Annotated in this window: 21 protein-coding genes; 13 read left to right on the forward strand and 8 right to left on the reverse strand. The window is 51.6% G+C overall.

From position 1 onward, the window contains the following. Positions 1 to 15 precede the first annotated feature (15 nt). Both ACO9K6_RS16610 and ACO9K6_RS16615 read left to right on the forward strand, forming a co-directional pair. Positions 16 to 102: an IS3 family transposase gene (locus ACO9K6_RS16610; RefSeq protein WP_424767105.1), complete on the forward strand. Its 87-nt coding sequence runs from the start codon at positions 16 to 18 to the stop codon at positions 100 to 102. A 510-nt stretch (positions 103 to 612) separates the two neighbouring features. Then, complete coding sequence (locus ACO9K6_RS16615) at positions 613 to 1158, forward strand: VanZ family protein (RefSeq protein ID WP_424768667.1); 546 nt, start codon at positions 613 to 615, stop codon at positions 1156 to 1158. On the opposite strand, the gene ACO9K6_RS16620 is transcribed toward ACO9K6_RS16615, so the two are convergent. Beyond that, a complete protein-coding gene (locus ACO9K6_RS16620) occupies positions 1155 to 2039 on the reverse strand; it encodes a helix-turn-helix transcriptional regulator (protein WP_424768668.1) in 885 nt (294 codons plus the stop codon). The genes ACO9K6_RS16615 and ACO9K6_RS16620 overlap by 4 nt on opposite strands. A 163-nt stretch (positions 2040 to 2202) precedes the next feature. On the opposite strand from ACO9K6_RS16620, the gene ACO9K6_RS16625 reads away from it, so the two are divergent. The 5 genes from ACO9K6_RS16625 to ACO9K6_RS16645 all read left to right on the forward strand — a co-directional run bounded on the left by ACO9K6_RS16625 (position 2203) and on the right by ACO9K6_RS16645 (position 9392). Continuing rightward, positions 2203 to 3624: an MATE family efflux transporter gene (locus tag ACO9K6_RS16625; protein WP_424768669.1), complete on the forward strand. Its 1422-nt coding sequence runs from the start codon at positions 2203 to 2205 to the stop codon at positions 3622 to 3624. Positions 3625 to 3756: 132 nt separating this feature from the next. Continuing rightward, positions 3757 to 4245, forward strand: coding sequence for a translation initiation factor IF-3 (gene infC / locus ACO9K6_RS16630; RefSeq protein ID WP_424768729.1), 489 nt, complete (start codon positions 3757 to 3759; stop codon positions 4243 to 4245). Between the two features lie 154 nt (positions 4246 to 4399). Beyond that, positions 4400 to 6754 carry an FdhF/YdeP family oxidoreductase gene (locus ACO9K6_RS16635; protein WP_424768670.1) on the forward strand — a complete coding sequence of 785 codons (2355 nt, stop codon included), beginning with the start codon at positions 4400 to 4402 and terminating at the stop codon, positions 6752 to 6754. Positions 6755 to 6795: 41 nt separating this feature from the next. Beyond that, positions 6796 to 7599 carry a formate dehydrogenase accessory sulfurtransferase FdhD gene (gene fdhD / locus ACO9K6_RS16640; RefSeq protein WP_424768671.1) on the forward strand — a complete coding sequence of 268 codons (804 nt, stop codon included), beginning with the start codon at positions 6796 to 6798 and terminating at the stop codon, positions 7597 to 7599. Positions 7600 to 7673: 74 nt separating this feature from the next. Then, on the forward strand, positions 7674 to 9392 hold the full coding sequence (locus ACO9K6_RS16645) for an ABC transporter ATP-binding protein (RefSeq protein WP_424768672.1): 1719 nt from the start codon (positions 7674 to 7676) through the stop codon (positions 9390 to 9392). A 140-nt stretch (positions 9393 to 9532) separates the two neighbouring features. On the opposite strand, the gene ACO9K6_RS16650 is transcribed toward ACO9K6_RS16645, so the two are convergent. The 3 genes from ACO9K6_RS16650 to ACO9K6_RS16660 are packed head-to-tail and all read right to left on the reverse strand — an operon-like array spanning position 9533 to position 11680. Beyond that, the gene (locus tag ACO9K6_RS16650; protein ID WP_424768673.1) at positions 9533 to 10771 is read right to left on the reverse strand and encodes a cation:proton antiporter; all 1239 of its coding nucleotides are present in this window, start codon (positions 10769 to 10771) and stop codon (positions 9533 to 9535) included. A gap of 2 nt (positions 10772 to 10773) precedes the next feature. Beyond that, on the reverse strand, positions 10774 to 11265 hold the full coding sequence (locus ACO9K6_RS16655) for a cation:proton antiporter regulatory subunit (protein WP_424768674.1): 492 nt from the start codon (positions 11263 to 11265) through the stop codon (positions 10774 to 10776). Positions 11266 to 11314: 49 nt separating this feature from the next. Next, positions 11315 to 11680 carry a hypothetical protein gene (locus ACO9K6_RS16660; protein ID WP_424768675.1) on the reverse strand — a complete coding sequence of 122 codons (366 nt, stop codon included), beginning with the start codon at positions 11678 to 11680 and terminating at the stop codon, positions 11315 to 11317. Between the two features lie 219 nt (positions 11681 to 11899). On the opposite strand from ACO9K6_RS16660, the gene ACO9K6_RS16665 reads away from it, so the two are divergent. Beyond that, the gene (locus ACO9K6_RS16665) at positions 11900 to 12352 is read left to right on the forward strand and encodes a cupin domain-containing protein (protein WP_424768730.1); all 453 of its coding nucleotides are present in this window, start codon (positions 11900 to 11902) and stop codon (positions 12350 to 12352) included. 105 nt (positions 12353 to 12457) lie between these two features. On the opposite strand, the gene ACO9K6_RS16670 is transcribed toward ACO9K6_RS16665, so the two are convergent. Further along, complete coding sequence (locus ACO9K6_RS16670; protein WP_424768676.1) at positions 12458 to 13996, reverse strand: HD-GYP domain-containing protein; 1539 nt, start codon at positions 13994 to 13996, stop codon at positions 12458 to 12460. 128 nt (positions 13997 to 14124) lie between these two features. Next, positions 14125 to 14952, reverse strand: a complete 828-nt coding sequence (locus ACO9K6_RS16675) for a purine-nucleoside phosphorylase (RefSeq protein ID WP_424768677.1) — start codon at positions 14950 to 14952, stop codon at positions 14125 to 14127. Positions 14953 to 15225: 273 nt separating this feature from the next. Here ACO9K6_RS16675 and deoC point away from each other — a divergent pair, with 273 nt between their 5' ends. Next, a complete protein-coding gene (gene deoC, locus ACO9K6_RS16680) occupies positions 15226 to 15915 on the forward strand; it encodes a deoxyribose-phosphate aldolase (protein ID WP_424768678.1) in 690 nt (229 codons plus the stop codon). 130 nt (positions 15916 to 16045) lie between these two features. On the opposite strand, the gene ACO9K6_RS16685 is transcribed toward deoC, so the two are convergent. Both ACO9K6_RS16685 and ACO9K6_RS16690 read right to left on the reverse strand, forming a co-directional pair. Further along, the gene (locus ACO9K6_RS16685) at positions 16046 to 16918 is read right to left on the reverse strand and encodes an aldose epimerase family protein (RefSeq protein ID WP_424768679.1); all 873 of its coding nucleotides are present in this window, start codon (positions 16916 to 16918) and stop codon (positions 16046 to 16048) included. 182 nt (positions 16919 to 17100) lie between these two features. Beyond that, complete coding sequence (locus ACO9K6_RS16690) at positions 17101 to 18273, reverse strand: foldase protein PrsA (RefSeq protein ID WP_424768680.1); 1173 nt, start codon at positions 18271 to 18273, stop codon at positions 17101 to 17103. A 350-nt stretch (positions 18274 to 18623) separates the two neighbouring features. Here ACO9K6_RS16690 and ACO9K6_RS16695 point away from each other — a divergent pair, with 350 nt between their 5' ends. The 4 genes from ACO9K6_RS16695 to ACO9K6_RS16710 all read left to right on the forward strand — a co-directional run bounded on the left by ACO9K6_RS16695 (position 18624) and on the right by ACO9K6_RS16710 (position 26027). Then, positions 18624 to 20069 (forward strand): HD-GYP domain-containing protein, encoded by a 1446-nt coding sequence (locus ACO9K6_RS16695; RefSeq protein ID WP_424768681.1) that lies wholly within the window; start codon positions 18624 to 18626, stop codon positions 20067 to 20069. 80 nt (positions 20070 to 20149) lie between these two features. Next, positions 20150 to 21145 (forward strand): L-glyceraldehyde 3-phosphate reductase, encoded by a 996-nt coding sequence (gene mgrA / locus ACO9K6_RS16700; protein WP_424768682.1) that lies wholly within the window; start codon positions 20150 to 20152, stop codon positions 21143 to 21145. A gap of 184 nt (positions 21146 to 21329) precedes the next feature. Then, positions 21330 to 25190, forward strand: coding sequence for a response regulator (locus ACO9K6_RS16705; RefSeq protein WP_424768731.1), 3861 nt, complete (start codon positions 21330 to 21332; stop codon positions 25188 to 25190). A 102-nt stretch (positions 25191 to 25292) separates the two neighbouring features. Then, a complete protein-coding gene (locus tag ACO9K6_RS16710; protein WP_424768683.1) occupies positions 25293 to 26027 on the forward strand; it encodes a response regulator transcription factor in 735 nt (244 codons plus the stop codon). The last annotated feature ends 60 nt before the right edge of the window (positions 26028 to 26087 follow it).

Raw genomic sequence — 26087 nt, forward strand, 5'->3', positions numbered from 1 at the left:
CGAGTTAGGGAGTATATCAGCTACTACAACTCAGAAAGATACCAGTGGACATTAAAAAAGATGACCCCCGATGAATTCAGAGGTCACCTGCTTGCTGGTTGAGCTTAGGGCTCTTTGTTTTAATCGTCTACAATCTGGGTCACAGTTCATTTACGAGGCGGGGGCTATTTTTTTACGTTTATCATTTATGCTTGTTTTACAATAATTTTGCGGTGTCTGACTTGGAGGGAACCATCTTGGGGCTCAAGCTGGTCGGGTTTTTCGATGATGTCAGCTTCGATTGGCTCATCGAGCTTTAGCGTGACTTTCAATAACAGCTATCTAAAAAACCGCTTTCGTTTGTTCTTTCTGTATTTATACCAATAGTGACCATGCTCATCCTTGAATATACGAATGCCCAGAAGCCGGAGCGGCGTTGTGATCTCTGTAAACATTAAATATCCAGACAATTCTATCACCTCTATTTTCCAACTCTTTAACAATGATACCAAACTTTCGGCATATTGACTACTGATAAATAGGACTATTTTACTGTATTAAGGGATTGTTTCCATGGCTCCGTCTATCAAGTATGATAATGGAAAGGCTAGTTGTGTTGGAGGTGCAATTTATATGAAGCGAATAAAAACTAAGAATGCAAAAAAATGGCTGCCTTCTCTTGGCTGGGGAAGTTTACTGGCTGCGTGGATCACGCTCGTATTTATATTTTCTTCCCAAACCTATGAGCAGCAAAGCATAAGACCGCTGCTTGAAAATAGGTTCAATTATCAACAGCTTGTACAGTGGCTTCCTAATGTGACGATTCGTTATGGAGATAGTGTTGTCAATTCTCATAACAGGCCTTACAGCTTCATTGAGTTTCTATTTCGAAAAGGCGCTCATTTGTTTATTTACGCCGTGTTTGCGGCTATTTTTTTTATGTTCATCCGTTCGCTTAACCCTCGCCGCTTGTTCAGGGCCATTGGAGCAACGCTAGTTGTGGTGCTTGCGGTCTCTGCGCTGGATGAATGGAATCAGCTAGGATCGGCGCATCGAACGGGAAGTATTACAGATATATGGCTTGATTTTACCGGGGGCTCCATCGGGGTGCTCTTCTGCTTGGCTCTATTAGGTTTGATTAAGCTTCATAGGAAGCGAAAATTGCCGGCGCCGCATTAGCCATGCGAGAAGCGCATGCGGTAGTGACGCGGCGAGATGCCCTCGTATTTGGTGAAGCAGGAGGTGAAATAAGCGGCGTGGTTGAAGCCAACCTCCTCGGCGATGCGGGCGATGGCCAGATCCGTTTGCAGAAGTAGAAGCTTGGCCTGCTCCAGTCGGAAATGCATCAGGTAGTCGAACGGCGAGCAGCCAAATTCCTTCTGCATGCATCTCGCGATGTAGACAGGATGGAAGTTGACGCTCTCCCCCAGCTCTTTGGCGGTAATGCTCTCTTGATAATGCTCACGCAGATAGGAGGCCGCTTGCTCCGCGCACAGGGCGGACGGGGACGGGCTCTCAGCGTCCATCGATGCGGACAAATGCTCAAGCACCTCTTGAAAGGCAAGCTGCTGCTTCCATTTTACGCTCGGAATATGATCATTCCGGTTAAGCTGCACCAACTGGCGAAGCAGGCTGTCCATCTTGGAAGGCTGGAGGAGCTTCGCAAACTGGGGGAGCTGCTTGATGAAGGTTGGCATCGTTGAAAAGTTGGCGTTCTGTATTCTCTCGCTCGAGCTTTCCGAGAAAGGCTGTGCAGCCTTCTGATCGGTTACGCTCCATGTGCCGGTCGTCTGAAAGTGAATCCAGTAATAGGCGGTCGCCTCCTGACAGGCCAGTGTAGCATAATGATAAGCGTCCGGCCGCAAAATGAGGGCATGACCGCTGCTTACTTCATATTGCCGTTTTTCCTCCCCCATATACAAGCATCCGCTCGTAACGACCAGCAGATCGAAAACTTCGATATTTCGCCGGCTGGGATGCTTGCGGCCGGGCGGGGCAACGGTAGAGCCGCCAATAATGTAATGCGGCAGCGGCGGTATGGTCAGATGGATGATCGACATGCCGGTTCCTTCTCCTTCGGATACTGAAGTTTGAATCGTTATAGTAAAAGTTGATAATGTGATACTTTCAGCTCAGTATAGCATCTATAATTTGAAAAGACGATTGAAGTTCGGACATCGGAGGGGGCCTTTTCAGCTAAGGCCAATGCAGGGGGATAAGGGAATGGCGGCTTCAGACAAAAAATTTTCGCTTTGGGTGCTATCGTGGCCTATTTTTATTGAGCTTTTTTTGCAGTTTTTGCTAGGGGCTGCAGATACGCTGATGGTGAGTCGAATATCCGATGACGCTGTGGCGGTTGTTGGTTTTTCCAATCAGCTGTTTCAAGCGTTGACGACCTTATTTATTACGGTAGCGAGCGGAGCCGGCATATTGATTGCGCAGAAGCTTGGCTCGCGGAACAGCGAGGATGCGCGTACGATTGCGATTATGGCGGTGAAGGTAAGCGCCATTATCGGCATCGCGCTTAGTATTATTTTATATGTGATGCCGGGAGAGATTGCGGCGATGCTGCAGCTGCCGGAGCATTTGCTGCCGCTTGCGGAAACCTATATCTCGATTGTCGGCGGGGGCATGGTGCTGGTCGCCTTGATGTCGGCGCTGAGCACCTCGATCCGCAACACCGGCAACACGAAGGGCCCGATGTATACGGCGATCGGGATGAATGTTGTGCATATATTTTTTAACTATGCTTTCATATTCGGAGCGTTCGGGTTTCCAAAATGGGGCCTCATGGGCGTCGCGGTGTCGACAGTCGTCTGCCGCTTGCTTGCGACGATCGTGCTGTTCGTTATGTTTATGCATGCTTTTGAGCGTACGATCAGCGTACGGGACTTGCTGCAGGTGTTCCATCGCAGGCTGTTCGGGGATGTGCTGCGCATTGGCTGGCCGCTCGGCGTGAATATGTCATGTTGGGTGTTCACGCAGCTGTTTATTTTCACCTTTCTGGCGATGCTTGGCTCAAATGAGCTTGCTGCGCGAACGTATATGAATACATTGGAAGCTTTCTGCTTCATGCTGGGCTATTCGATTGCGCTGGCCGTTCAAATCCAAATCGCTCACCTATTCGGCGCAGGTCGCGTGAAGGAGGCGTACAGCACGGCCTTCCGTGCAATGTGGGTCGGGCTGGCGGTGGTGACGGTTAATGCGCTGTTGATCTTTATATTCGGCCGGCAGCTGCTCGGCATGTTCACGGAAAATCAGGAAATCGTGGCGATGGGGGTCTCTCTATTAGGCCTTAATCTACTGCTGCAGCCTGGCAAAATGGTCAATATGGCGCTGGGCAATTCGCTTAATGCGGTCGGCGATACCCGCTTTACGATGTGGACGTCGGTGTTCTCCATGTGGCTGATTGCAACTGGCCTGGCGTACTGGGTAGGCATCGAGCTCGGCTGGGGATTGATTGGAATCTATTTGTGCATGATTTTGGATGAATATATTCGCGGCGTGCTGTCGCTTCTGCGTTGGCGGGGCAGGAAGATGCTTCGCCTGGCAGAGCTTAACGAAGCGATGGCTAAGGCTGCAGCGGACGGCGGCAAGGGCGGCCCGGTGGGGAAGAAAACGGCGGCGGCTTTGGACGTGCAGTAAAACAGGGAAAGACTTCACAAGCCATAAAATAGTATAATAGAGAAAAGTAACGACAGCGGCTTTGGCATACTGCCTCAAGGCTGCTGTTTTCCATATTGTGCTGCAAAGGAGAGTTCGGTAGAAATGGCATCGATGGTCATGATGAATGAGAAAATACGCGCCTCCGAGGTGCGGCTGACGGGCTTGCAGGGCGAGGAGCTTGGCATCGTCTCCCGGGATGAGGCGCTGGCGATGGCGCGCGAGCTGAAAGTTGATTTGGTATGCACCTCGCTGATGAGCAGTCCGCCGCCATGCAAGCTTGTAGGCAAAGGTCAGGCAAAGCAGCAGGCCAGTCAGGAAAAGCGTTCCTTGCATATGAAGGAGCAGCCGGGCAAGGTAAAGGAGCTTCGCTTGACGCCGCATATCGAAGAGCATGACTATGATACGAAGCTGCGGCAGGCCGCTAAGCTGCTAGCCTCCGGCAACGGTGTTCAGCTTGTTGTCCGCATTCAAGGCAAGGAAGGCCCGAAGGCAAAGGAACTGCTGGAGCGCATGGTGAAGGACCTCGCCGAAAGCGGCAAGAAGCAGTCGGGCATTCAGGTTAGCGGGAAGCAAGCGGCGGTGCAGGTGCTGCCGTTGTAATCCGGGCGCTGTAGTTGAGAGCTTATTAGAGAGGCGGCGGACTTTGCGGCGCGTGTGGGCAGTAAGTAATGCCGGGCGTGGTAAGCTGCTTCTCATACTGGATTATGTATGCGCTGTCTTTTGGGACGAAAAATATTAGCGAGGTGAATCGTTTATGGCGAAGACCATTCATACCGGACCGGTTAAGCTGCCGAAGCTTCCGGACCCGAAGCTGTGGGTGAGCAAGGCGCCCTTCGGACTGGGGAGAATTAAGCCTCATCATATACGCGATACGTTGAAGGTGGCGTGGGATAATCGCGATAGCTTGCCGTACGCGTACCGGATCCTGACCCAGGGTGTCTGTGATGGCTGCGCGCTTGGCGTATCCGGGCTGTATGATCAGACGCTTGACGGTCCGCATCTATGCACAACGCGCCTTAATGTGCTGCGCCTGAATACGATGCCGGCTATTAAGCCGGCTGTTCTTCATTCGGACATCGACGAGCTGCGCAAGCTCGACAGCACGCAGCTGCGCAAGCTGGGACGGCTGCCGTACCCGCTCATTCGCAGCAAAGGCGAGCGCAGCTTCCGCAGGCTCTCCTGGGATGAAGCGCTCGATCGCATTGCGGCTAAAGCGCGGGCCATCGATCCGAAGCAAATGGCGTTCTACCTGACGGCGCGCGGCATAACGAATGAGTCTTATTACGTCGCGGCGAAGGCGGCGCGTCTCATCGGGACGAACAATATCGATAACGCCTCGCGTATTTGTCATTCGCCCTCGAAGACGGCGATGAAGCGTTCGATCGGAGTCGGCGCATCGACCTGCAATTATAAGGATTGGATCGGTACGGATGTGCTTGTGTTCTGGGGCAGCGTAGCGGCGAACAATCAGCCCGTATCCACGAAGTATATGTACGCGGCAAAGCGGAGAGGGACGAAAATTATCGTCATTAATCCTTATCGCGAGCCTGCGATGGAGGGCTATTGGATTCCGTCGATCCCGGAGTCAGCGCTGTTCGGCACGAAGCTTGCCGATGACTTCTATCAGGTGAATATCGGCGGAGATATTGCCTTCATGCAAGGCGTAATGAAGCATTGGTTCGCGATGGAGCTGGAGCGGCCGGGGTCAGCGATTGATCATGCTTTTGTAAGCGAGCATGTGAATGGCTATGAGGAGCTGAGATCGCATGTGCTCGAGCAAAGCTGGGAGCTGCTTGAGCAGTCCTCCGGACTGGCGAAGGAGCGCATGCGGCAATTTGCCGAGCTGCTTGCAGCCTCGAAATCTGGCGTATTCGTCTGGAGTATGGGATTGACCCAGCATCGCTTCGGGACGGACAATATTTCGCAGGTTGCCAATCTCGCCCTGCTGAGAGGTTTTCTGGGACGCGAGCATTGCGGACTTATGCCGATTCGCGGACATAGCGGCGTGCAGGGCTCGGGAGAGATGGGCGCGGATCCCTTCAGCCTTCCGGGCGGTGAGTTCAAGGGCGGGGATGTGGAGCGCATCGAGCAGGTCTGGGGCTTCAAGCTGCCGGATTGGCAGGGCGATATCATCGGTGTGTCGCTCGAGAATGCGCTGCTCCCTGAGCAGCATGAGCGGAAGCTGAAGCTGTTCTATACGTCGGGCGGCAATTTTATCGAGACAATGCCTGACCCTGCTTTTGTGAAGCGCTGTCTGGAAGGGGTAGAGCTTCGGGTGCATCAGGATATCGTGCTGAACAGCTCGACGCTGCTTGATGCGGAGGAGGATGTCATTGTGCTGCCGGCCATGACACGGTATGAGCAGCCGGGCGGCGGAACCTCGACGTCTACGGAGCGGATGGTCTATTTCTCGCCAGCGATTGAAGGGCCGAGAATGGAAGAGGCGCGGGCGGAGTGGCAAATTTACGCTGATCTGGCCGCGCGCATTAAGCCTGAGCTGAAGCAGGCCATCACCTTCGCGGATGCGGATGCTGTTCGGAGGGAGATCGCCATAGCTGCTCTTAACTATGATGGGATACAGCATTTGAAGAGCCAGGGCGATGTGTTCCAGTGGGGCGGAGCGTGGCTTTGCGAGGATGGGATTTGCCCGACCGCTGACGGCAAGGGAAAGCTGATTGCGATTGAGCTGCCTGAGTTGCGCAAGCCGGAGGGACATTTCTATGCGACAACGAGGCGCGGCAAGCAATTTAATTCGATGATATATGGGGAGAAGGATTCCTTCAATGCGGCCGATCGTTATGCTGTGCTGCTGAACGGTGCAGACGCGGCGGAGCTTCGGTTGTCCGAAGGCGATGCCGTAGTTGTCTATAACCGCAGCGGAGTCTTCCATGGCAGAGTGAAGTGCGAGGACATCGCGCGCGGCAATATTGAACTTTATTGGCCGGAGGGCAACAGTCTGTTTGCCAAAGGGGTTTACGAGCCGCATGCCGGTATTCCGGAATATAACGCATCTGTCGTTGTGGAGGGGGCAGATACGTACCATGCCTTAAAGGATACGAAATATAGGGAGAAGCGGATTGAGGATTTGGAAATGGAGCCGCCGGCTTAGTTCATGGGGCAGGACGCATAGGAAGAAGGGGGAGCGGCGCGATGGAGCTTGCGAATACGACAAAATGGCGCATTCTCAAATACGACGGCAGCGAGCAGCTGGAGAAGGAGGATGATATCGCCACGGAATTTCCGCTTACGATTAAGCTTGGCGGCGAGGAGTTCGCGACGCTCGTATGCTCGCCTTCCGATTTGCAGGAGCTTGTGATCGGCTTTCTCGCCTCCGAGGGCGTCATTCGTTCGGCTGGGCAAATCCGGGCGCTAACGATCGAAGAGGATACCGGCTTTGCCTATGTCGAGCTGGAGCACAAGCCATCCAGGGGCCGCGACTATTACGCGAAGCGGTTCATCGGCTCCTGCTGCGGGAAGAGCCGTCAATTTTATTTTCACAACGATATGCTGACCGCCAAAACCATCATGAACCGCACGCACATCTCTGCCATGCAGTGTATGCAATTTATGCGAGAGCTGCAGCTTAGCTCGGCGGACTTCCGCAGCACGGGCGGCGTTCATAACGCGGCAATCGGCACGACTGCGGAGTTGCTGGCGGTCAGGACGGACATTGGCCGCCACAATGCGCTCGACAAGCTGTTCGGCTACTGCCTGCTGCACCGTCTGCGCACCTCGGACAAGGTGATCGCATTCAGCGGGCGCCTATCCTCGGAGGTTGTCCTGAAGGCGGCAAAAATCGGCTGCGGCATCCTGCTCAGCAAGTCGGCGCCTACCGATCTGGCGCTGCGCCTCGCGGAAGATCTCGGCATCACCTGCGTGGGCTTCATTCGCGGCGGGGAGATGAATGTCTACACGCACCCTGAACGAATTGATTTTGATGCCTCTTCCAATTGATTGACAGGCTGGAAACAACCGTTTATGATGTTAACGAAAATGATTATCAACTACAGATAGAAAAGGAGTTTGAGATGCTTCGTCGTTTTTTTTCCTATTATAAGCCCTACCGAAAGCTGTTTCTGCTGGATTTCAGCTGTGCCGTCCTGCTCGCGGTGCTTGAGCTGAGCTTCCCGCTGGCGGTCAGCTATGTCATTAATACGCTGCTGCCTGAGCAGGATTGGGGCCTGATTTTGACAGCCTGCGCCGTTCTGCTTGTCGTTTATGTCATTAATACAATATTGAGTTATGTCGTGACCTACTGGGGCCACATGCTTGGGATCAACATTGAGACGGATATGCGCAAGAAGCTGTTCGATCATGTCCAGAAGCTGAGCTTTCGTTTCTTCGACAATACGAAGACCGGGCATCTGATCTCGCGCCTCACGAATGACTTGTTCGAGATCGGCGAGGTGGCGCATCATGGGCCGGAGGATATGTTCATCGCGGTCATGACGCTGCTCGGGGCGTTCGGGATTATGTCGTTTATTAATTTTGAGCTCGCTATTTTAACGTTCGTTATCATTCCTATCATTATTTGGCTGGTTCTCCATTTCAACGGTCGAATGACGAAAGCGGTCGATCGGCTTCTCTCGGATATGGCTGATTTCAATGCGCGTGTCGAGGATACGGTAGGAGGAATTCGCGTCGTTCAAGCGTTCTCGAACGAGAAGCACGAGCGTAAGCTGTTCAAAGCGAATAACTTGCGTTTCCGCGATGCGAAGCTGTTTTCGTATAAGCTCATTGGCTTAAATTCCTCGATTACCTATATGCTGATGCGCTTAGTTTCGGTATTCGTGCTGATCGCAGGCGCATGGTACGTGCTTCAGGATCGGATGAACTACGGCGATTTCGTAGCATTTGTGCTCCTGACGAACATTTTCTTCAAGCCGATTGAGAAAATTAATGCCGTGATTGAAAGCTATCCGAAAGGCATTGCCGGCTTCAAGCGTTATGTGAAGCTGCTGGATACCGCGCCTGATGTGGCGGATAAGCCGGATGCGGTTCATGTGGACCGCTTGAACGGAGATATTCAGTACCGCGGCGTTACATTTGGCTATGAGGGCGAAGCGAAGGTGCTGCAGAACATTGATCTGACGATTCGCGCCGGCGAGACCATCGCATTCGTCGGACCATCCGGTGCCGGCAAAACGACGCTGTGCAGCCTGCTGCCAAGATTTTACGATGTGGACGGAGGGAGCATCACGGTCGACGGCTGGGATACTCGCGACCTGAAGCTGGAGTCGCTGCGGAAGCAAATCGGCATCGTGCAGCAGGACGTGTTCCTGTTCGCAGGCACGATTCGTGAGAATATTGTTTACGGCAAGCTCGGCGCTTCGGAAGACCTGATTTGGGAGGCCGCCCGCCGCGCAAGGCTGGAGCAGTTCATTCTCGCACAACCGGAGGGGCTGGATACGGTCATCGGCGAACGCGGCGTGAAGCTGTCCGGCGGACAGAAGCAGCGCCTGGCGATAGCGAGGATGTTCCTGAAAAATCCGCCGATTCTGATTCTTGATGAAGCGACCTCGGCGCTCGATACGGAGACGGAGGCGGCGATTCAGCAATCGCTTGCTGAGCTGTCCGTGGGCCGGACAACGCTCGTTATCGCGCATCGGCTGGCAACGATCAAGAACGCTGACCGCATTGTCGTCGTAACGGAGGAAGGCATCACCGAGCAGGGTCGCCATGACGAGCTCGTAGCGACAGGCGGCATCTACAGCCGCTTGCATAAAGCGCAGTTCGGCAGCAGATAAAAAGGCAAACAAACAGGCTTTCTGTACGGTCTCATGCGGACCAGACGGAAAGCCTGTTTTTGTAATCGATAGCTACCGTCAGCAGAATAAAAAAAAATGGCGGGGCAGGAATGAACACTGCTCCACCATTTTTATCGTTGTTAGCTGCCAGCTTGGTCCTTCACCGGCTCTGTTTCCAACGCTTTTTTCGGTTTATCCCATCGGAATATTGCGTTCAAGCCTTTGAATACGAGCTTTGATTCCTTTGTCAGAAGCGGGCCTAATATGGCTAATATAAGCACGTACAGGGCTGCGAACGGCTGTAAAATTTCCGCTAATGCGGCGGCAGCTCCGACATTGGCTACGATAATGGAAAACTCGCCTCTCGATACGATAGTTAGTCCGATATTGGAGGAAGCCTTAGGCGATAAGCCCGCGCTTTTGCCTGCGAGCATCCCGGCCAGGAAATTACCGAACAAGGTGAGCGCCACGGCTCCAATTGCCAGCCACACGGCTCCGCCAAGCGCGAACGGATCGATCGTCAGACCGAAGCTGAAGAAGAACAGCGCTCCGAAGAAATCGCGGAATGGCAATATCATATGCTCGATGCGTTTCATATGAGTTGTCTCTGCAAGGACGAGACCGAAGAGCAGGGCGCCGATTGCCTCCGCGACATGAATCGTCTCCGAGAAGCCGGACACGAAGAACAAGCCGCCGAATACGAGCAGAAGGAACAGCTCATTGGAACGAATATTGAAGATCTTATTAAGCAATGGAGCGGCTTTCCGGCCCAAGACAAGGAACAGAAGCATGTACCCTAAGGCGTATGAGGCCGACAACAGCACGCCGCCAACCGATGACGAGTCGCTAAGCACAAGTCCGGAAAGAACGGACAGGTATACCGCAAGGAAAATGTCCTCGTACATAATGATACCGAGTATCATCTCTGTCTCCGGATTCGCCGTTCGTTTCAAATCGACGAGCACCTTGGCGACGATCGCGCTTGAGGAAATTGTTGTAATACCGGCCATAACCATCGTTTCCGCGATAGGAAAGCCGTTGAGCCAGCCAAATACTAATCCGAGCGTAAAATTAATCAGAATATAAATAGTTCCGCCTACCGCAATATTGCGGCCCGATTTTATGAGTCTTCCGACAGAAAACTCTAGACCTAAATAGAATAGCAGGAACAGTACACCTAGCCGTCCCATGAATTCGATTAGCTCTGCGCTTTCAATGAACCTAAAGTCCAATATGCCTACGTGAGGCGCATGGGGCCCTACGGCCATGCCGATAAGAATATAAAATGGGATGACGGAAAAACGAATTTTTGCTGCTAATAGCCCGACTAAGGCGATGAGTATAACGGCAAGACCGATTTCCAGCACCATGTGATCCATAATTAACGGCTCCCATTTTGCAGCATCAGTTTAAGAAGCTTCAAATGCTGGCGTTCTCCTGCAACGATTAAGGTTGTATCTGCTTTGAACACATAGTCGGGGCCTGGATTGATATGCTTTGCTTCCTTCTCTACAGCCGCAATGATCGTTGCTCCGGTTGTCTGGCGAATATCCGCTTGACCGATCGTTCTGCCGATACATGCAGCGTTTGGTTCAATTTTGTACCACTCAATCGTAAGATCGTCCAGCGCTACCTCTATTGTCTCAAGCGCCTTCGGCTTGTAGGTCATACCTCCGACAATAGCGGCCACTTGGCGCGCTTCTTCATCCTCAAGCGTAACCATGGAGATGCTGTCATCCAGATCGTCATAGTCAAAATGGTACATTTCGCGGCGTCCGTCATCATGAATGATAATGACAAATTTATCACCGCTTCGCGTCATTACTTGATACTTACGGCCGATACCCGGCAAGTCTGATTCTCTGATATTCAATGTAGTTGCCTCCTTGTTTGTAGCTTAGTGTGTGATCGAAATTGTAATTTTAGCCAACAAATTGTGATGTGAATTTAATAGGGGCCATGTGCAGGTCGCGCATTCGTTGTGGAACCGTTGTGCGCATCGCGGCAGCTAAGCTTCTAGTTAATAAGTATATCATAAGAATTTCACGTACAAAGGGATGAACTGGGGCAGTTTCCGGTAATAGGAAATTATTATTTATATTTTGCCTGTCAATCATGGCAGAGGATACATTGGCTGCGGCATTTATGCGGTTTGTACCAGCAGTTAGCTCGAAAGAATTTCCTGCTTGATAGGCAAACAGCGCTGCAAGCAGCAGCGGAACAATAACGAGCATATGAAGGAACCGGCTGCGGCAAAAACGTCCGCAATCGTAACGATTATTGTTCATCTGCTCACCCCCAAAAAAGCTAATTAATATAAGTATAGCTTATAATTGATGAATATGAAAGCTTTCAGCCCCGAATACTGGTCAAAATGGACGATTTATTAACCACAATCCCCACTTGTTTACTGAATTGACGGGAGTTCTAATGCATTATAGAATGAATAAATGATTTTTACTACAGATGCGATAAATAGAGAAAGAAGGTAGGATGAGATGGGCGTACTGGTGAAGGAGCTGTCACCACTTGTGCAATCGTTGGATTTAAAGCCTCATGTCGAAGGCGGATGGTACAAGGAAATTTGGAAAGCAGGCTTTGAAATACCGCAAGAGGTGCTGGGTGCTCCTTACTCCGGGCCACGATTTGCGGCTTCGTCGATTTACTTCTTGCTGCATCCGGAGGAGTTCTCCGATTGGCATACGGTCTATTCGGACGAGCTGTGGATGTGGCATTCCGGCAGTCCTTTGCTTCTGACGCTGGGCGGAACAGATGCTGCGCCTGCGGCAAGAAAAGAAATCATTGTAGGGCCGGACGTGCAAGCCGGGCATCAGCCGCAGGCATTGGTGCCGGCGAATGAATGGCAGATGGCGCGTCCGCTGGGCGATGAGCCGGTGCTTGTATCCTGCGTCGTCGCGCCGGGCTTCCATTATGATGATTTCAAGCTGATTAAACGTTAAGAAAGCCATTATTTAATGTCATGAAGAGCTGCGCCAGAAGGTTGAAATAACCGGATGGGCAGCTTTTTTTATTTTTGCTTTGACGCCGCGCCTCTCCCGCTGCTGCTAAGAAACCTCTTGCTCATATTTGTTCTTGAACGAAGCAATAAACAAAGCAGCAAGCTTAGGATCCCATTGTGTCCCTTTGCCCTCGTCCAAAATAGACAGCGCACGCTCCTGCGTCATGCCTTTCCGGTACGGACGGTCAGAGGTCATCGCATCGTATGCATCTGCAATCGCAATCGCGCGTCCAATAAGCGGAATGTTCTCGCCCGCAAGCCCGTCCGGGTAGCCCTTGCCGTCGTAACGCTCGTGGTGCGAACGTACGCCCGGCAGTAAATCGGCCATCGCGTCAGCAGGCTCAATTTGCTTCAAAATATTTTCGCCCAGCACAGGATGCAGCTTGATTTGCTCGAATTCCTCATCGGTTAGTCGACCATCCTTCAACAGAACGGAATCGCGGACACCGATTTTGCCAATGTCATGCAGCAGGGCAGTTTTGTGCAATAAGTCCAGCTGGCTGTCGGACCATTCAGCCAAGCGGCCGATCTGGAGGGAATAGGCGGCAACCCGGGTCGAATGACCGGCCGTGTATGTATCGCGGGCATCAAGGGCAGCCGCTAAGGTCATAAAGTAGCTTTGGAGAAGCTGATTATTGCGCTGCTCGCGTTCCTTCAACCCGTTCACCATATGGTTAAAGCCGGCAACGAGTTTGCTGAATTCATCGGAATAGGTGTCAGCGGCACTCGTCTCGAAGTCTCCGGCCTGTACGCTGGCCATGGCTTTTTGAATGGAATGAATCGGATCTTCAATATTTCGGGATAAGAGAGAAGCGCCGAGCAATGAGAACGTGATACCGATCACGAGGATGATGCCCGCCCACTGCCAATAAGAGGCCGTGCCGATTCCGGGAATGTTGTCGAGTCGAATTTGCGCGGCTAAGCTGAACAGGAGCAAGGGAAGCGCGCCGATGAGGAACGCGCTTAGCTGAAACTTCGTGCGAATAGACACGAGAACTTGGCCGCTTAGCGTAAGATCCTGCTTATATAATTTTTTGTGCTTGTCACGAATATCATTCACGACAGGACGTATTGCTATAGAGGTTAAGAAAAATTCAATCATCGCGTGCATGCTGGCGACCATGAACGCTCCGCCAACCGCAAGCCCGATGTAATAATAAGGAAGGGTTACCCATCCGATAGAGATCACAAAGACAGCCATGAGAACAGCTGGAATCGACATGCCTAGAAAATGGGGTCCGAATGTTCGCCACACGGATAGCGTTGGAAATTTATGTGTCCGTATATAGGCTTCTTTAAGCTGGGTAGAGGTGGGACGCTCCGCTTGGAACACAATCTGAATCGGCTTCACATGCTGAAAGAAAACGTATAGCTCGCAGCAAAGCATAATAAGCAGAGACACGACTAAAATACCGCTAAGCAGAAGCCGTTCGCTGGAAGGAATGGAGAGGGTGGAGAACATGATAACGCCGCCAACCCCAAACACGGCAACGGCTGAACCAAAGATATAATTTCGAATAAGCTGCGTGAGAAAAGATGGGTATATGCGGTTAGTTGCTTTATCAGGCTTCGCAATTACGTTCATCGGATAGGGCCCCGTTTCTAAAATGTTTCTCTAATACAGAATAGATTAGCCTATTCGGTTTGTCTACAAATGGCGACAAAAAGACCGCCCCTTCGCTTGTACAGGGGCGGTCTGTGCGGATAAAGCTCTTACAGTTGAAATGCGCCTACGGATGCTTTGACTAAGGCAATGAATTTTGGCCTTGCTTGCTCTGCCACTCGCACGACCTGCTCATGCGTCAACGGCTCCAGCTCATCGCCTATCGCCATGTCGGTAATGCAGGTGATGCCGACAACGCGGATGCCTGCATAGTTGGCTGCGATAACCTCAGGCGCGGTGGACATACCGACCGCATCTGCGCCCCATCCGGCCATCATGGACAGCTCGGCAGGCGTACAGTAGGTCGGGCCTGAAATGCTGACATAGACGCCTTGCTGTAGCTTAATGCCCAGCTCGTCTGCTTTGCTGGCTACGATGCTGCGAAGCTCGCGATTGTACGCTTGTGACATATCCGGAAAGCGCGGTCCGAGCTCAGGGATGTTAGCGCCCATGAGGGGGTTGCTTCCCGTATTGTTAATATGGTCCGTAATCAGCATCAGGTCGCCGGCAGCGAACGAACGGTTCATGCCCCCTGCCGCATTCGTGACAAGCAGTGTTTCGATGCCGAGCTGCTTCATGACGTAGACGGGGAAGACGACCTCCTTCATGGAATAGCCTTCATAGTAATGGAAGCGGCCCTTCATGACGAGCACGCATTTGCCTTCCAGCTGGCCAATGACGAGCTCGCCCGAGTGGCCTTCCACCGTAGATACCGGGAAATGAGGGATTTGTCCGTAAGGAATAACGATCGATTCGGTAACCTCATCAGCCATTACGCCAAGACCCGAGCCGAGAATGAGGCCGACTTGCGGCTGTGTCTTCAACTGGCTGCGTATGTAAGCTGCAGCTTCATTTATTTTGATTAGCATTTGATCCATGCGGGTTGAACCTCCTAAGGTTGATTAGAAGCTAGTGTAAATATTGCATAACAATCATAGCGTATCAAATGTACAAAAGTAAACAAATGCTCCTTTCGCCGGTCAGGTCATTGTTGTTTCGATTAAAGCTTCGTATAATGAAGAAATTACAGGTATCACGTCCTTCATATTGGATAGGCTAGGGACGAGAAGGCTGGAGTGCGCGGTTACCGGCGGGGAAGCGCGAGAAGACGCCATAAGAGGCGATAAAGCGAAGAAGCGGAGGAATAAATGATGAGTAACGAAACGAAATTCACGCCTGCAGAGGTTGCGGCGATGATCGATCATACGATTTTGAAGGCGGATGCAACGAAGGAAGAGGTGCTGCAAATTTGCCGCGAGGCAAAGCAATACCAGTTCGCGACGGTGTGCGTGAACCCAGGCTGGGTGGCAGCTGCAGCTAAGGAGCTGGAGGGCTCGGGTGTTGGTATTACAACGGTGGTAGGCTTTCCGCTAGGGGCCACAACAACAGCCTCCAAGGCTGCTGAAGCGAAATTTGCCATTGAGGATGGCGCAACGGAAGTGGATATGGTATTGAATATCGGCTTGCTGAAATCTGGCGATCTTGAGGGCGTGCAGCGTGATATAGAGGGCGTTGCGGCAGCGGTTAAGGGGAAGGCAGTGCTGAAGGTCATTCTAGAGACCGGACTTCTAACTGACGAAGAGAAGATTAGCGCAAGTAAAATTTGCGTCAAGGCAGGCGCGGACTTCGTGAAGACATCGACGGGCTTCGGCAAAGGCGGCGCGACCGTAGAGGACATCGCGCTCATGCGCCGCGCGGTTGGGCCAAGCCTCGGCGTCAAAGCCTCCGGCGGCGTTCGCGACCGCGAGACGGCTCTGCAAATGATCGCGGCCGGTGCAACCCGTATCGGCGCAAGCTCCGGCATCGCTATCGTAACCGGGGGCCAGGGCGAAGGCTACTAAGCCGCAGCACTCCGGATATACGCGAGGGAAGCGTCACTCGCCCTGAGACTGATCTCATGGGGAGCAACGCTTCCCTCGTTTTTTTGTATCTGATAGGATCGGCACCGGTCAACGGATCGGTATTCCGTAATTATCGCTCGCAGCTAATCGTCAGATTAGCGTGCAGCACCTCGCCGGCGCCCAGCATAACGAGCTCCTCCTGACGATTGAGCTCGCCCGTCATGGCCATCCATGGCTCCACGCATACAAATGGACGATCTTGCACCGACCACAATACCATGTATTTGAAAATAGCATCGTAAGTCATACGTACGCGAGCCCCCTGCAGAACAGGGAATGAAATCTCGCTTTTCTTCGTATCCAGCAAAGTGACAGATTCCACAAGTCCTTCCAGATCAACTTCACCGTGGAATGGCTTTTCTGCGTTGTCATTATAGTCGAGATAACGGGTCGCATCTGTCTCATAAGGGATCTGCTTGCCTGAGTCAATCGCAAAGTAAGGGTGGAATCCCGCATAGAAAGGCATCGTCTCAGATTCGCTCAAATTCCGGTATTGCTGGCGCGTATGAAGCTGACCATCCTTCAGTGCATAGGTGAACAGCAGCTCGAATGCAAAAGGGTACGATTGCAGCGTCTGTTCATTGCTTTGCAGACGAATCGTGACGGATGCCTCGCCATCCGACTTTGTACCAACTACCTCCCATACAGCGGTTCGCGCGACGCCATGGTTCGCCATGGGGTACGTTTTTCCATTCCACTCGTAGGCTTGATCCTCCAGTTGACCGCAGATCGGGAACAAAATCGGATTGCCGCCGCGAATATTAGCGGTAGGATGCTCAAACGTGCTCTTGTCCAAATAAAAGAGCTCCAGGCCGTGCAGCTGACAGCCGATGACAATGCCGCCCCGCTCCGGACACACGAGAACGCGGGAGCTAGTGCTATGCTCCGTTAACTCAATCATCGTATAGGTTTCTTTATAGGTGCGAACTTCGTAATTGCTCAATGTATTTCCCTCCAGGCAATAATTGCAAAGCCATTTTCCTTTATCATACCATATCCGATATGCAATTTGCCGAGTACGGCCGCAGCTCCTCCCTCCGAGGCGAATAAGCAAAGCAATAAAAAAGAGGAGCGGTAAGCGATAGACCATGATGATCTATCGCTTACCGCTCCTTATTGACGGGATTACTCTGCTGGCGTATTGCCTGATGTTTCTCCTGCAGGAGCAGCTGCCGCTGGCTCTTCAGCCGGTGCCAGCGTGTTCGTGATTTTCGCTTTCTCGCGAATTTTAGTCAGCCATGCGCCGGACAGCTCGCCAGCTTCTGCCGCAACAAGCTGTGATCTGATTTCATCCTTCTTCTCTTCAAAGGTTGGAACAACTGCGGCTTTCTCCGCCGTTTTCTTAATGATATGGAAGCCATGCTGGGACTGTACCACATCGCTGATTTCATTCACATCCAGCGCGAATGCCGCTTCTTCAAAAGCAGGATCCATAACACCTCTGCCGAAGAAGCCGAGATCGCCGCCATTATCCTTGGAGCCCGGATCAGTCGATTTTTCCTTCGCGATCGCCGCGAAATCTCCGCCCTGATTAAGCTCTGCCAATATAGCGTCAGCCTCTTCCTTAGTTGCGACCAGGATATGCGAAGCTTGTACCTCCTCAGGAGTGCCAAGTGTTTCCTTGTTTGCGTCGTAATATTGTTGGATTTCTTCGTCGGTTACATCGGTTTGCGGTTCTAAAATTTTGCGAACCGTCAGATCGACTCTAACTTCATCTCTTAATCTTTCAATGGTGTAGTTGCTTTGAGCCAGAGCGTCATTGAAGGCTTCCTCTGTTCCGAATCTTTCCCTGAAAATGGCAAGCTCAGCGTCAATATCGGCATCGGTAACGGTAATGCTAGCTGCCTTCGCTTCTTGCATAATGAGCTCTTGGGTAATCAGATTTTCCAGCGTGCTGGGGCCGCCCGCTGTTACCAAGGCATCGTAAAGCTTGTCTTTGCTTATGTTGGCGCCATTAACCGTTGCAACAGCATCATTGCTGCCGGCTCCGAATGGCGGCTTAATCAGGACTACGACCAGCAAGATGGCAAGTACAGCGGCAATCGCCATCCATACTTTGCCGCTTCCGCCCTTTGGAGACTGCTGCTGTGATTCTGTGGCGGAGGCAGCTGCGGCGCTGATCTCATCGTTCCGGGATTCCGGCAGATCTTCCTGTGATTCCTTGAGCAGCTCTTCTTCTATCGCTGCGTCTTGCTCGGACAGCCTGTCCTGTTCCTCTTTCTCGTACGTGAAGCGTTCCTCTTTCGCAGTCAATTCTTTTTCTGCGTCTTTTTTGGACTGCGAGTCATTGTTATTCATTTCATAAACTCCCTTCAATTTGCCTTTCTTTGAACTACTATATCAAAACAGCATTCAAAAAACCTTAATCTAAAATAAAAAAATGGTTTTGTGCGTATTTCTGCAGGGTAGATATGACGATTTGAAACGGTTCAGGCTCTAAAATTTACTGTTTATTTGGAAGCGCGAGCAATGATATGATAGAAGCAAAAGAAATGCCATAATTATCCGCCAAAGCAACAGGCTGCGGTTTTAATTGCCGGCGACCTAAGCATGGCCATTATCCTCACCATAGGGAGAACACTTCATGCCGCCGATAGGCGGTCTGCCTACTACCACACACTATGATTGAATTACAGGAGGATATAGCCTTGCTCAAAAACATGAGGATATTCACACGTCTGGCTTTTTCTATGCTTGTTCCTTTACTGGGCTATTTGCTGCTTCGAACCTCATCGATCGACTTGAATATTAATGCGCCTTATGAGCATTTTTATATGGTCAGCATCGTTTCAGCGCTGGCGCTCGTGCTTGCGATTGCGGTTGGTTTTGTTGCGATACGGCTGCGTAATATTAAAATCAGCTTTTTGTCTTTATCCTATGTGTCGCTGGCGACACTGTTCCTGCTGCACGGCTTGTCCACTCCGGGGTTCCATTTACATCATTTTGGTATTCCAGGCAGCGCAGCTCAGCTAAGCGTGCTGTTCGCAGCCGTTTGGCTATGGCTATCCTCCTTTTCTGTTGATCAGCCGCTAGTCAAGTGGCTTGCAGGGTGTCAACGCCATCTGATGCCGGTATGGTCAACGCTGCTGCTTATATTTTGCGCGGTGCTTTGGGTATTTCCGGATATAACCGACTTGTTTTATCTGCAGTCAGCGCTGATGAGGTGGGCGGTCACTCTCGTTATTATTGGAATAATCGGCTCTACTATGCTCCGTTATTTGAAGAACTATCTTTCTACCCGCTTTCCTCTGCAGCTTGCCGTTGTCTACAGCGCGGGCTGGATGATCATCGCTCAAATTATTTTGGTTACAGGGCAGCTTTGGAGTACGAGCTGGTGGCTGTACCATTTCCTGCTGCTTGGCTCCGTAATCATTATGGTGGCGGGCATTATCAAGCAATATAAGAGCTCTGGTTCCATTACGGCATCCGTAAAGCTTATGTTTCGAGCAAATCCGCGGGATTGGATCAATAACCATATTTCTCCTAGCGTGAAGAAGCTGATCATGGCCACTGAGGCTCGCGATTCGTATACGGCGGGTCATAATTATCGGGTTGCCTTGTATGCGTTCATGCTGGGGGAAGAGCTTGGACTGTCCTCGGAGGAGCTTCGCGCCATTGCACAGGGCGGACTTGTCCATGATGTAGGCAAGCTGAATACGCCCGACCATATCCTGAACAAGCCCGGCAAGCTGATGCCGGAGGAAAGGCAAGTGATCGAGGAGCATCCTGTGACTGGCTATGATCTATGCAAACGGCTGGGCTTCATGCCGGCAGAGCTGTCCATCATACGCTCGCATCATGAGAAATGGGACGGCAGTGGTTACCCGGATCAGTTGACGGGCGAGCAAATTCCGCTGCTTGCGCGCGTGACCGCCGTTGCGGATGTCTACGATGCGCTGACATCTTCGCGTTCTTATCGAAAAGCGATGACGCATGAAGCGGCAATGCGCATCATCGTGGATGAGAGCGGAAAGCATTTCGATCCGCGCTGCGTACAGGCCTGGGTGCAGTTTGTCCGTGAGAAACCGGCATTTTTCGAGGAGACGGCAAGGAACAGCCCGCATTTGAAGCTTGAGCTGACGCCGGCAAAATAGCAGCATTTCCTTTTTCATGGCTGCAAAGGTAAGATAACAGAGAATAAGCAATTCCAATAAGATGCTGGAGGATATTATAAATGACTTATTTAGCGGCTAGTGAGCGATACGAGAGCATGAAGTATAACCGGGTAGGGCGCAGCGGATTGAAGCTCCCGGCTATTTCCCTTGGCTTATGGCATAATTTTGGCGGTGTTGACCGCATTGAGAATGGACGGGCTATGGTTCGCCGGGCGTTCGATTTAGGCATCACCCATTTCGACCTTGCCAACAATTACGGTCCGCCTCCAGGCTCGGCGGAGGAGATGTTCGGTCAAATCCTGAAGCAGGATCTGGCTGCTTATCGAGACGAACTGATCATCTCGACGAAAGCAGGCTATTATATGTGGGAGGGACCCTATGGCGAATGGGGATCCCGCAAATATCTTGTGTCCAGCCTGGATCAAAGCCTGAAGCGAATGAACCTGGAATATGTGGACATTTTCTATCATCACCGTCCGGACCCGGATACGCCGCTTGAAGAAACGATGGCTGCACTCGATCATATCGTTCGACAAGGCAAGGCGCTTTATGTCGGGCTCTCGAATTACAGCGCTGAGCAGACGGCAGCCGCTTCCAAAATTCTCAAGGAGCTCGGTACCCCTTGCCTGATTCATCAGCCGTCCTATTCGATGTTTAACCGCTGGATTGAGGATGGTCTGCAGGATGTGCTGGAGCAGGAAGGAATCGGCTCGATCGTATTTTCTCCGCTTGCCGGCGGACTGTTGACGAATCGATATTTGAACGGCGTTCCATCGGATTCGCGCGCTGCGGGCCCGAGCGTATTCCTGAACACAGATCAAATTACGAGCAGCAAGCTGAGCAAGGTGAAGCAGCTGCATGAGCTTGCGCAGGAGCGCGGCCAAACTCTTGCCCAAATGGCGCTTGCTTGGGTGCTGAGAGGCGGCAAGGTGACCTCGGCCTTAATTGGCGCAAGCCGGGTTGAGCAAATTGACGATAATGTTGCGACACTGAGCCGTCTCGATTTCAGCGAGGAAGAGCTGGCACGGATTGAAGCGATTTTATCCGCTGAGTAAGGACGAGACAATAGACAGCTATGCTTGATGAAGCAAGCATGTAGAACGCTAGAGTAGGGCCCGCGGCTGCGCGGCCTGCTCTAGCGTTTTTTCTTCTCCAAATAGAGGATAGAAGGTATAATAGTGTCAAAGTTCGGTAGATACGATTAAAAGCGGATTGGAAGGGGAAAGCAGCTTGAACAGGATGTCATTGCGAACCAAAGGTTTGATACTGATTGTTCTCATTTCTTTAATTCCGCTGCTTGTAGCTGGCGTTGGCAACTATTCTGCCGTTAAGCAGGCAATGCTGCAATCCGAGATGGAGAAATTAAGCAGCAAGCAAAGCAGCCGGGCGAATAGTCTGGCTGCTTCGATGGCCATTTACAGGGCAGAGGCGCTGGTCATGAGCCGGACGGAAGTGGTACGCTTCGGAACGGACCAGGAGCGCAGCCAATATTTTGACAGGGAGCTTGTGCGGAGCGGCTTTACCTACTATTCAATCGGCTTTATTGATAAGGAAGGAATGGCCAAGCGGACCGACGGCGCGCCGATAGACGTATCGGACGAGCCTTTTTTTCAAGAGGCGATTAAGGGCAGGGTCGTGATAACTGATCCTTTCAAGCCGGATTTTTCCGATGTGCCGCAGACGCTTATTGTCGTGCCTGTTTATGGAACGATACAGGAAGTGAAAGGGCTCGTCTATATTTCCATCCAGCTGTCCGCGATCAAAGCGCACTTTGTATTCGAGGAACCAAATGCAGTCATGCATGTATGGAATGATCAAGGCATGGTCATCTTCAGCCCGGACGAGAAGCAGGAGCAGACAGCGGCAAAGCAATTCGACAGAGATGCTGAATTATTTCCTATTGTGGACAGCTTGCTCGCGATGGAGGATGGCATGGTTGAAGTCATGCTTGATGGCGGGAAGCACGTTGTTTTCCATACGAAGGTCAAGGGCACGCCATGGCGATTCGTGCTGCAAGAGCCCATATCCGTGCTGGAGGAGCAGGTATCGCCTATTTTCTGGCGCATATTTACGACGATCGCCGTATCCGAGGCCATTATCGTGATCTTCTTCTATCTTTATTTTGAACGGATTATTAAGCGGTTGGAGCCTATTCTGGGCGTTACGGAGCAAGCGGCGGATGGCCGCTTCGAAGCGGAGCATTTGGCGGTAGAGCCGCATGACGAGATTGGGCTGCTGGCGCATTCCGTTAACGGAATGATGGAGCAGCTGCAGAAAATGTTCGATCGTCTCGAAGCCATTATTAATCAGAATCAATATGCCTTTATCGTACTTGACGACAAATATAAAGTCAGTTATTTAAACAAAACTGCAGAAGAGATGCTGGGTTATAAAACAGAGGAGCTGGCGGGCGTTGCCACACCGCTCTTGTTCATGGATTTGGAGGAAATTCGCGAGGAGGCTGAGAAGCTCTCGATTAGACTGGGACGGACGGTTCCGCCGGGACTTGAGGTGTTCAAGGAGCTTCGCAGCGAGAGTTTCTCCTATGAACGGGAATGGACCTTTATCCACAAGGATGGTACGCGTATTCCTACGCTGGACAGCTCGAATGGGCTTCGCGATCGCAATGGACGCTTCTCTGGCGTTGTCGGCATGGTGCTGGATATTTCCGATAGGAAGCATGTTGAGAAAGCCCGCAACCGATTGCTCGAAATCGTCGAATCGGCCAAAGACTTAATCGCCTCGGTTGATACGAACGGCAGAGTCGTCTATATGAATCGCGCGGGCAGAGAAATGCTCGGTCTTATAAACATCACGGTAGAGGATCAAGAGCTGGAGCAGTACGTACAGCCTCAGATGTATGCGGAGCTGGTGAAGGGAGCCGAGAAGGCGAGAGAATTCGGCTTCTGGGAAAGTGGAGCCAAGCTTCTGAAGATTGATGGACAGCCGGTGCATGTCTCCATGGTTGTCGTTTACCATAAGGATGAGGAGACAGGCGAGGAGTTTTTCTCCTGTATCGCCCGCGACATTTCGGAGCAGAAGATGATTCAAGAGAAGCTTGTCCGCGCCACGCTTGATGCAGAGGAGGCAAACCAGGCCAAGAGCCGGTTCCTGGCGCTCATGAGCCATGAGATTAGAACGCCGCTCAACGGCATTATCGGCTTGGCGCAGCTGATGCGCAAAACCGGACTTTCTGCTTCACAAAAGGATTACATGGACAAGATGCACACGTCCTCGGACACGCTTCTGCGCATTATTAATGATATTTTGGACTTCTCCAAAATTGAAGCGGGCAAGGTAGACATCGAGCTGCTGCCCTTCCAGCCGGATGAGCTTATGCATCGGTTAACCGATCAGTTGAGCGTATTTATGGGAGGAAAGGAGCAGTTCGAGTTTATCATCGATACGCCTGAGCATTTGCCGCAAAGCATTATCGGCGATGCGCTGCGGCTTGAGCAGGTGCTGCTCAATCTGTGCATGAATGCGATTAAGTTTACGAATAGAGGCCGGGTGAAGCTCCAGCTGGATATCGTGTCGGAGTCTGACGATGAGGTGAGCATCCGCTTTCTCATTGCGGACACGGGCATCGGCATGAGCGCAGAGCAGGTCGCAAAGCTGTTCAAGCCTTTTACGCAGGCAGATGGCTCGACAACGCGCAAGTTCGGCGGGACGGGTCTTGGACTCGTGATATCGAAATCATTAGTTGAATTAATGGGCGGCCAGCTCGAAGTATCAAGCGCGGAGCGTGTGGGAAGTCAATTTTATTTTACGCTGCCGTTTGCTGTTGTGCATAAACGCAACGAGCTGCCATGGCGGGTTCGTGAGGATTTGCGAGAGCAGCCTGTCTGGATCGTCGAAGACGATGAAGGGATGCTGGCGCATTGGAGCGCGATCGTAGAAAATTTTGGCCTCACCCCCATTGTGTTTCAATCCTGGAAGACGGCTAAGGAGCGTCTTCAGCGAATCGGAGCGGGCGCCCTCCCGAAGCTAATTATTCTGGATATGGAGATGCCCGATATGTACGGGGCTGAGACTTGGTTGGAATTCCACCGGGAAGCGGAAGCGGCCGGGGTGAAAAGCATTGCGATGACGACTTCCTACGGTCGCGATGAAATGATGCAGCTGCCTGCTGAGCAGCGACCGCTCACGCTGTTGATTAAGCCGATCCTTCGAACGGGCATGCTTCGCGCGCTGGAAGGAGCTTTCGATCATAAGACGAAGGACGGCGTTGTTCATAGAAGCGCCTCGCCTGTTGCTGCCAGGCTGGAGGCGGCTGTGCATACGCGTATTCTGCTGGCGGAGGATAATAAAATCAATCAACTGGTTGCCATTGAGATTTTGAAGGAGCAGGGCTACGAGGTCGGCTTGGCGGAGAACGGCGAGGAGGTGCTTCATAGGCTTGAGGAGGAGAGCTGGGACCTCATTCTTATGGATATTCATATGCCGGTCATGGACGGCTCGGAGGCGGTCCGCATCATTCGCAGCCAGTCGAAGTATGATAATATTCCGATTATTGCGGTAACGGCGAATGTGCTGCGAAACGACCATGAGCGATATTTGAAGCTGGGTATGAACGACGTCGTGACGAAGCCTATTTCCTCCGACGGTTTGCATAAGGTTATCTTGTACTGGCTTAAGGAGAGCCGCAAGCGAATAGCGGAGCCAACGGTTAAGCCGGCGGAGCATGCTGTGCAGGCGGCTTCACAGCATGCTCAAGCGAGTATAGGCGTGCTGCCGCAAGTGAAGGGAATGGATGTGAACGAAACCCTTGTTAAGGTAAATGGAAAGACTCCGATTCTCATACATATGTTGAATCAGTTCCGGCTCGATTATGATAAGTTTGCGGATCAGCTGCGCGAGACGCTTCGGAGCGGGGAGATCGAAGCTGCCAAACGGATGGTACATACCTTGAAGGGTGCTGCAGGGTATTTATCTGCACATGAATTGTTAGACGCTGTATATGAGGCTGAGCGATTGATAAAGCAAGGGGCATACGATAGCGATGAGCTGCAGGGCGCTATTAATCGTATTGAGGCGTCTCAAAAGATTCTTATGGAAGGGCTGGACGAGGCTCTTCAGTTATTCGACAAAAACAGCTAACAAAATTCTAACAAATTGTTGTCCCTTTTATGTCGGTATTGTATAGTAGAGTTACAAACAATATTCGACAGAAATCTTCAATCCTGAAAAAGGGTGACGACAATGTATAAAGTACTAGTTATCGAAGATGATGTCATGATGAGTGATATGCTGTCCATGTATTTATCTGAAGAGGGCTATTCGGTCATGCAAGCTTACCGCGCTGATGAAGGCTTGCGGCTTGCTGCCGATTTTGCTCCGGACCTAGTACTGCTTGATTTGATTTTGCCTGATTTGGACGGCATGGAGGTATGCGAGCTCATTCGCAAGCGATCTAACGTTCCAATTATGATTTTGTCGACGAAGAGTGAGGTATCCGAGCGAGTACAGGCTTTGAAGGCCGGAGCAGATGATTACATGTGCAAGCCCTTCAGCATGCATGAAATGTCAGCCCGCGTCGAGGCATTAATTCGTCGTTCGAATTCAAATTCATTACAAACAGAGGCAGTACAGCAGGTGGCTGCCGCCGTAGATGTGCCAGAGGTGAATGAACCGATTCAGCTTGATTTCGAGAGACGGCTGCTGCTCGTTCGCGGTGAGCTGGTAGAGACAACCTTCTCGGAGTATGAGCTGATGAAGCTGTTTTTGGCTCATCCGGGTAAGGTATTTAGCAGAGAAGAACTTATTAATGCGATTCGCGGCTTCGATTCGTTCGTGACAGACCGCGCCATCGACGTACATATTGTTAATCTACGGAAGAAAATTGAACAGAATCCGAAGGAGCCTAGACTCATTCGGACGGTGTGGGGCTTCGGCTACAAGTATACGGCCAAGCATCCGGCTGTAAGCAAGGGTTAAGGCTAATAGGGTACTATCTTAGGGAGCTATTCCGCTAATGCGGAGCGGCTCTTTTTTTGT

Source organism: Paenibacillus praedii, from assembly GCF_049725345.1.
GTDB lineage: Bacteria > Bacillota > Bacilli > Paenibacillales > Paenibacillaceae > Pristimantibacillus.

Excerpts from the sequence above, each read along its gene's own strand:
- ACO9K6_RS16615 (WP_424768667.1), top strand. The coding sequence starts at position 613 with ATGAAGCGAATAAAAACTAAGAATGCAAAAAAATGGCTGCCTTCTCTT.
- ACO9K6_RS16620 (WP_424768668.1), bottom strand. The coding sequence starts at position 2,039 with ATGTCGATCATCCATCTGACCATACCGCCGCTGCCGCATTACATTATT.
- ACO9K6_RS16625 (WP_424768669.1), top strand. The coding sequence starts at position 2,203 with ATGGCGGCTTCAGACAAAAAATTTTCGCTTTGGGTGCTATCGTGGCCT.
- infC (WP_424768729.1), top strand. The coding sequence starts at position 3,757 with ATGGTCATGATGAATGAGAAAATACGCGCCTCCGAGGTGCGGCTGACG.
- ACO9K6_RS16635 (WP_424768670.1), top strand. The coding sequence starts at position 4,400 with ATGGCGAAGACCATTCATACCGGACCGGTTAAGCTGCCGAAGCTTCCG.
- fdhD (WP_424768671.1), top strand. The coding sequence starts at position 6,796 with ATGGAGCTTGCGAATACGACAAAATGGCGCATTCTCAAATACGACGGC.
- ACO9K6_RS16645 (WP_424768672.1), top strand. The coding sequence starts at position 7,674 with ATGCTTCGTCGTTTTTTTTCCTATTATAAGCCCTACCGAAAGCTGTTT.
- ACO9K6_RS16650 (WP_424768673.1), bottom strand. The coding sequence starts at position 10,771 with ATGGATCACATGGTGCTGGAAATCGGTCTTGCCGTTATACTCATCGCC.
- ACO9K6_RS16660 (WP_424768675.1), bottom strand. The coding sequence starts at position 11,680 with ATGAACAATAATCGTTACGATTGCGGACGTTTTTGCCGCAGCCGGTTC.
- ACO9K6_RS16670 (WP_424768676.1), bottom strand. The coding sequence starts at position 13,996 with ATGAACGTAATTGCGAAGCCTGATAAAGCAACTAACCGCATATACCCA.
- ACO9K6_RS16675 (WP_424768677.1), bottom strand. The coding sequence starts at position 14,952 with ATGGATCAAATGCTAATCAAAATAAATGAAGCTGCAGCTTACATACGC.
- deoC (WP_424768678.1), top strand. The coding sequence starts at position 15,226 with ATGAGTAACGAAACGAAATTCACGCCTGCAGAGGTTGCGGCGATGATC.
- ACO9K6_RS16690 (WP_424768680.1), bottom strand. The coding sequence starts at position 18,273 with ATGAATAACAATGACTCGCAGTCCAAAAAAGACGCAGAAAAAGAATTG.
- mgrA (WP_424768682.1), top strand. The coding sequence starts at position 20,150 with ATGACTTATTTAGCGGCTAGTGAGCGATACGAGAGCATGAAGTATAAC.
- ACO9K6_RS16705 (WP_424768731.1), top strand. The coding sequence starts at position 21,330 with ATGTCATTGCGAACCAAAGGTTTGATACTGATTGTTCTCATTTCTTTA.
- ACO9K6_RS16710 (WP_424768683.1), top strand. The coding sequence starts at position 25,293 with ATGTATAAAGTACTAGTTATCGAAGATGATGTCATGATGAGTGATATG.